Consider the following 6,774-nt stretch of genomic DNA (forward strand, 5'->3'; position numbering starts at 1 on the left):
GGAATAGCAGCAGTATAGTAAGTAACCGGCGAAGAATTATCCGGTTTTACGCTGACGCGTCTTTTTCACCGGTTTAATTGATTTCACTTCGCTTTCTACCCAGCCGTCGGAAAGACGCGTCGTCAGCACATCGCCGGTATTTACCTGTTTAGTTTGTTTCAGCACTTTGCCGTCCGTCGCCGTCGTCACGCTATAGCCGCGCGCCAGCGTGGAGAGGGGGCTGACGGCTTCAAGGTGGGTCACCGCATTGCCGAAACGTTCGCGGGTGGTGCTCAGTCGCGCCCGGATAGTTTCCGCCAGACGATACTCCAACTGCTGGATCCGCGTTTGCGCGCGATAAATTTTCGGCTGCGGGTTCTGCTGGTTCAGGCGCTGCGTCACGCGCTGCTGGCGCGATACCGCGCGCTTAAGCTGACTATCCAGCGCGAAATTCATGCGCTGACGCAGGCGCTCCAGCACGGTCTGCTGACGCGCCAGACGCAGCTGCGGGTGCTGCTGCTGAAGACGATGATGAAGCTGGGTAAAGCGGCGGGTACGGTTGGCAAGGAAGTAGTCCATCGCCATCTCAAGACGCTGCTGGCCGTTCTGAATCTGACGCAGCAACTCCAGCTGGTTGCGGCTGACCACTTCCGCCGCCGCGGACGGCGTAGGCGCGCGCAGATCCGCGACAAAATCGGCTATCGTTACGTCAGTTTCGTGGCCGACGGCGCTCACCACGGGGATAAGGCTGGCAAAGATTGCCCGCGCCACGCGCTCGTCGTTAAAGCTCCACAGGTCTTCCAGCGAGCCGCCGCCGCGCCCGACGATTAATACGTCGCACTCCTGACGGGCGTTCGCCAGCTCAATGGCGCGAACTATCTGTCCCGGTGCATCGTCACCCTGAACGGCGGTCGGATAGATGATGACGGGCAGGGAAGGATCGCGACGCTTCAGCACGTGCAAAATATCGTGCAGTGCCGCACCGGTTTTCGAGGTGATGACCCCAACGCAGTGGGCGGGGGAGGGCAGCGGTTTTTTGTACTGCTGGTCGAACAGCCCCTCGGCAGAGAGCCGGGCTTTTAACTGTTCATACTTCTGCTGCAGCAGGCCTTCGCCCGCAGGCTGCATGCTCTCGACGATGATTTGATAATCGCCGCGCGGCTCATACAGGGTGATATTGGCGCGAACCAGAACCTGCTGGCCGTGCTGAGGGCGGAACGTCACGCGGCGGTTGCTGTTGCGGAACATCGCGCAGCGCACCTGGGCGGTGTCGTCTTTTAAGGTAAAGTACCAGTGACCGGAGGACGGCTGCGTGAAGTTAGAGATCTCACCGCTGATCCAGACCTGCCCCATTTCCTGCTCAAGCAGCAAACGCACCGTCTGATTCAGGCGGCTGACGGTATAAATTGAGGGGGATTGAGAGGATAACATGTGAGCGGGATCAAATTCTAAATCAGCAAGTTATTCAGTCGATAGTAACCTGCTGAGAGGCAATCGCAAGCTTTTTTATAAAAAAGTGTAGATGCAATCGGTTACGCTCTGTATAATGCCACGGCAATATTTAACCACCCAGGTCAGAGATATTGCCCATGCTACGTATCGCTAAAGAAGCACTGACGTTTGACGACGTCCTCCTCGTTCCCGCTCACTCCACTGTTCTGCCGAATACTGCCGATCTCAGCACGCAGTTGACGAAAACCATTCGCCTGAACATTCCTATGCTCTCTGCGGCAATGGACACCGTGACTGAAGCGCGCCTGGCTATCGCCCTGGCACAGGAAGGTGGCATTGGCTTTATTCACAAAAACATGTCTATCGAACGTCAGGCGGAAGAAGTTCGCCGCGTGAAGAAACATGAATCCGGCATCGTGTCTGACCCACAGACCGTTCTGCCAACCACCACGCTGCATGAAGTGAAAGCCCTGACCGAACGTAACGGTTTCGCCGGTTACCCGGTGGTGACCGAAGAGAACGAACTGGTGGGCATCATCACCGGTCGTGACGTGCGTTTCGTGACTGACCTGAACCAGCCTGTCAGCGTGTACATGACGCCAAAAGAGCGTCTGGTCACCGTTCGCGAAGGTGAAACCCGCGACGTGGTGCTGGCAAAAATGCACGAAAAACGCGTTGAAAAAGCGCTGGTTGTTGACAGCAGCTTCCACCTGCGCGGCATGATCACCGTTAAAGATTTCCAGAAAGCAGAACGTAAGCCTAACGCCTGTAAAGACGAGCATGGCCGTCTGCGCGTCGGCGCGGCGGTTGGCGCAGGTGCCGGTAACGAAGAGCGCGTTGACGCGCTGGTCGCTGCGGGCGTTGACGTCCTGCTGATTGACTCCTCTCACGGCCACTCCGAAGGCGTTCTGCAGCGTATTCGTGATACCCGTGCCAAATACCCTGACCTGCAGATCATCGGCGGTAACGTGGCCACTGGCGCAGGCGCTCGCGCGCTGGCTGACGCTGGCTGCAGCGCGGTGAAAGTGGGTATCGGCCCTGGCTCCATCTGTACCACGCGTATCGTCACCGGCGTGGGCGTTCCGCAGATCACCGCGGTATCTGACGCGGTTGAAGCCCTGGAAGGGACCGGTATTCCGGTTATCGCTGACGGCGGTATCCGCTTCTCTGGCGACATCGCCAAAGCGATCGCCGCGGGCGCAGCTGCCGTAATGGTAGGCTCCATGCTGGCCGGTACCGAAGAATCCCCGGGCGAAATCGAACTCTACCAGGGTCGTTCTTACAAATCTTACCGCGGCATGGGCTCCCTGGGCGCGATGTCCAAAGGCTCCTCTGACCGTTACTTCCAGACCGATAACGCCGCAGACAAACTGGTACCGGAAGGTATCGAAGGTCGCGTTGCCTATAAAGGCCGTTTGAAGGAGATCATTCACCAGCAGATGGGCGGCCTGCGCTCCTGTATGGGTCTGACCGGCTGTGGTACCATCGACCTGCTGCGTACTAAAGCGGAATTCGTACGCATCAGCGGTGCGGGTATCCAGGAGAGCCACGTTCACGACGTGACGATCACCAAAGAGTCCCCGAACTACCGTCTGGGCTCCTGATAAGTTTCCGCGCCCGGCTTCTGCCGGGCGCTCTGTTTTTGTTTCACTTGCCTCGGAATTAGCGTCAATGACGGAAAACATTCATAAACATCGCATTCTCATCCTGGACTTCGGTTCTCAGTACACTCAGCTGGTGGCGCGTCGCGTACGTGAACTGGGCGTTTACTGTGAGCTGTGGGCGTGGGATGTCACGGAAGCACAGATTCGCGAATTCAATCCAAGCGGCATCATCCTGTCCGGCGGCCCGGAAAGTACCACCGAAGAGAACAGCCCGCGCGCGCCGCAGTACGTGTTCGAAGCTGGCGTGCCGGTATTCGGCGTTTGCTACGGCATGCAGACCATGGCAATGCAGTTGGGCGGCCACGTAGAAGGCTCTAACGAGCGTGAGTTTGGCTACGCACAGGTAGAAGTCGTCACCGACAGCGCGCTGGTGCGCGGTATCGAAGACTCCCTGACCGCAGACGGCAAACCGCTGCTGGACGTGTGGATGAGCCACGGCGACAAAGTGACCGCCATCCCGTCTGACTTCGTGACCGTTGCCAGCACCGAAAGCTGCCCGTTTGCCATCATGGCGAACGAAGAAAAACGCTTCTACGGCGTGCAGTTCCACCCGGAAGTGACTCACACCCGTCAGGGTATGCGCATGCTGGAGCGCTTCGTGCGTGACATTTGCCAGTGTGAAGCCCTGTGGACCCCGGCAAAAATCATCGACGACGCCGTTGAGCGTATCCGCCAGCAGGTTGGCGATGACAAAGTGATCCTCGGCCTCTCCGGCGGCGTGGACTCCTCCGTGACCGCGATGCTGCTGCACCGCGCCATCGGCAAAAACCTGACCTGCGTCTTCGTGGACAACGGTCTGCTGCGTCTGAACGAAGCCCAGCAGGTCATGGACATGTTTGGCGACCACTTCGGTCTGAACATCGTTCACGTGGAAGGCGAGCAGCGCTTCCTGGACGCGCTGAAGGGCGAGAACGATCCGGAAGCGAAACGTAAGATCATCGGCCGCGTGTTCGTGGAAGTGTTCGACGAAGAAGCGCTGAAGCTGGAAGACGTGAAGTGGCTGGCGCAGGGCACCATCTACCCTGACGTGATCGAATCCGCGGCCTCTGCAACCGGTAAAGCACACGTCATCAAATCTCACCACAACGTGGGCGGCCTGCCGAAAGAGATGAAGATGGGCCTGGTTGAACCGCTGCGCGAGCTGTTCAAAGACGAAGTGCGTAAGATCGGTCTGGAACTGGGTCTGCCGTACGACATGCTCTACCGTCACCCGTTCCCGGGTCCGGGTCTGGGCGTGCGCGTGCTGGGCGAAGTGAAGAAAGAGTACTGCGACCTGCTGCGTCGCGCGGACGCGATCTTCATCGAAGAGCTGCACAAAGCTGACCTGTACAACAAGGTAAGCCAGGCGTTCACCGTGTTCCTGCCGGTTCGCTCCGTCGGCGTGATGGGCGATGGCCGCAAGTACGACTGGGTTGTTTCCCTGCGTGCGGTGGAAACCATCGACTTTATGACCGCGCACTGGGCGCACCTGCCGTATGACTTCTTAGGCCGCGTGTCTAACAGAATAATCAATGAAGTCAATGGGATATCGAGAGTCGTATATGACATCAGCGGTAAGCCACCGGCTACGATTGAGTGGGAATAATTTCCCGCTGAATTAACAACCAAACCCTCTGCCTGTGCAGGGGGTTTTTTATTGCCTTACTTCCCCTCTCCCAACCGATACGCCAGCGCCACCACCAGCGACTGCACCAGACACAGCGTTGCCGACTGAGACCGAAACGCATCAACCTGCGCCTCTTTCACCACAAAGCAGAGATCGCTGAACGTCGCCAGGGGGCTTATCTGGCTGTCCGTAATCACAATTTGCCGCGCGCCAACGCTGGCGGCGGTTTCGCTGACCATCACCGTCTCTTCCGCGTACGGCGAGAAGCTTATCGACACCACAATGTCGCGCGCCTTAATGCGGCTGATCTGCTCGCGCAGCATCCCGCCCATGCCGTCGAGCAGGATAGGGCGGCATTCCAGATGGCTCAGGGCGTAGGTAAGGTAGGCCGCGACGCTGAAGGAGCGGCGCAGCCCGGCGATGTAGATGGTGTCGGCATCTGCCAGCAGCTGTACCGCGCGCTCCAGCATTTCCGGCTCGGCGCGGGCGGCCAGCTGCTGGAGCGCCTGGGCGTTCGAGCGGGCGAACTCCTGCAGGATATCGAGCGGCGTTTCCGGCACGGCCTCGCTCTCCATCTCGCGGAACATCCGGGCGCGGTCGCTGTAGCTGGCGGTCTCCTCCACCAGATTCATGCGAAACAGCTGTTTCATTTCGTTGAAGCCGGTGAAGTCAAAGGCGTTGGCAAAGCGGATCAGCGTCGACGGCGGCACGTCGGCGCGCTCGGCAATGACGGCAACCGTATCGAAGGCCACGCTGTTGGTGTTGTCCAGCACGTAGCGGGAAACCTGCTGCAGCCTCTTGCTCAGGCTATCGTAGCGATCGCGGATTTGCTGCTGCAGTTCGTTCAGGCTGGTTGCTGTCGTCATCTTATCCCCCAAATACAGTCTTATGATTCTAAACGCAAAACCGCGTCTTTTAAATGTCGGCCATCCATCTGGCAGCAAAAATGAAACAGAAACTTCAGTCATTTCCTCGCCCGAAATTCCTTAATAGCGCACGCTGCGTCAGTGTTGTTGGCTGTTAACATAAAAATCCATCCGTGATCACAATAATCATCATTTATTTTATTTCAACTTAAAATGGAATATTTGTTTCATATATAGTGTTCGGTACACGGTATTCAGGTAACAGTCACGTATCAACAGCGAGAGGTTAAGGATGGAGACGGTAGCGAATTTTATTCACGGCGAATGTGTCACCGGTTCAGGCCAGCGCGTTCAGGCGATCTTCAACCCGGCCACCGGCGAGCAGATCCGCCAGGTGGTGATGAGTACGGCACAGGAAACGGAGCAGGCGATTGCCGCCGCGCAGCAGGCATTTCCGGCGTGGGCGCGCCATGCTCCGCTTAAGCGCGCGCGCGTGATGTTCCGCTTCAAGGCGCTGCTGGAAGAGAACATGGATCGCCTGGCCCGCCTCATCAGCGAAGAGCACGGCAAGGTCTTCTCCGACGCGGTGGGCGAACTGACCCGCGGCCTGGAAGTGGTGGAGTTTGCCTGCGGCATCCCTCATCTGCAAAAGGGTGAACACTCGGCGAACGTCGGGACCGGCGTCGACAGCCACTCGCTGATGCAGCCGCTCGGCGTCTGCGCCGGGATCACCCCGTTTAACTTCCCGGCGATGGTGCCGATGTGGATGTTCCCGATTGCGCTGGCGACCGGCAACACCTTCGTGCTGAAGCCGTCGGAAAAGGATCCTTCTCTGGCGCTCGCGCTGGCGCAGCTGCTGAAAGAGGCCGGCCTGCCGGACGGCGTCTTCAACGTGGTGCAGGGCGATAAAGAGTCCGTTGACGTGATCCTGACCGACCCGCGCGTGCAGGCGGTGAGCTTTGTCGGCTCCACGCCGATTGCGGAATACATTTACCAGACCGCGTCCGCCCACGGCAAGCGCTGTCAGGCGCTGGGCGGTGCGAAAAACCACTGCATCCTGATGCCGGACGCCGACATGGAGATGGCGACCAACGCCATCATGGGCGCGGCCTACGGCGCGGCGGGGGAACGCTGCATGGCGCTCTCGGGGGGGGTGGCGGGGGGGGGGAAAACCGCCGGTGACCTCTGCGGCCCGCGGGGAAAACAA

5 protein-coding genes are annotated in these 6,774 nt (G+C 58.8%); 3 read left to right on the forward strand and 2 right to left on the reverse strand.

Annotation, left to right across the window (positions count from 1 at the left end; genetic code table 11):
• Positions 1-36: 36 nt before the first annotated feature.
• Positions 37-1,410 (reverse strand): exodeoxyribonuclease VII large subunit, encoded by a 1,374-nt coding sequence (gene xseA, locus NUX24_RS18925; protein WP_047652669.1) that lies wholly within the window; start codon positions 1,408-1,410, stop codon positions 37-39.
• 158 nt (positions 1,411-1,568) lie between these two features.
• Between xseA and guaB the strand changes: the two genes are divergently transcribed.
• Positions 1,569-3,035, forward strand: coding sequence for an IMP dehydrogenase (guaB, locus tag NUX24_RS18930; protein WP_023333022.1), 1,467 nt, complete (start codon positions 1,569-1,571; stop codon positions 3,033-3,035).
• 67 nt (positions 3,036-3,102) lie between these two features.
• A complete protein-coding gene (gene guaA, locus NUX24_RS18935) occupies positions 3,103-4,680 on the forward strand; it encodes a glutamine-hydrolyzing GMP synthase (RefSeq protein WP_006811514.1) in 1,578 nt (525 codons plus the stop codon).
• A gap of 56 nt (positions 4,681-4,736) precedes the next feature.
• Here guaA and NUX24_RS18940 read toward each other — a convergent pair whose 3' ends face one another.
• Positions 4,737-5,567 carry a MurR/RpiR family transcriptional regulator gene (locus tag NUX24_RS18940; RefSeq protein WP_047652668.1) on the reverse strand — a complete coding sequence of 277 codons (831 nt, stop codon included), beginning with the start codon at positions 5,565-5,567 and terminating at the stop codon, positions 4,737-4,739.
• A 292-nt stretch (positions 5,568-5,859) separates the two neighbouring features.
• Here NUX24_RS18940 and NUX24_RS18945 point away from each other — a divergent pair.
• Positions 5,860-6,774: aldehyde dehydrogenase family protein (locus NUX24_RS18945; RefSeq protein ID WP_257833403.1), on the forward strand; the 915-nt coding region annotated here is incomplete at its 3' end.

The sequence above is a fragment of the Enterobacter sp. HG048 genome (genome assembly GCF_024702055.1).
In the GTDB taxonomy this organism is placed as follows: domain Bacteria; phylum Pseudomonadota; class Gammaproteobacteria; order Enterobacterales; family Enterobacteriaceae; genus Enterobacter; species Enterobacter dykesii.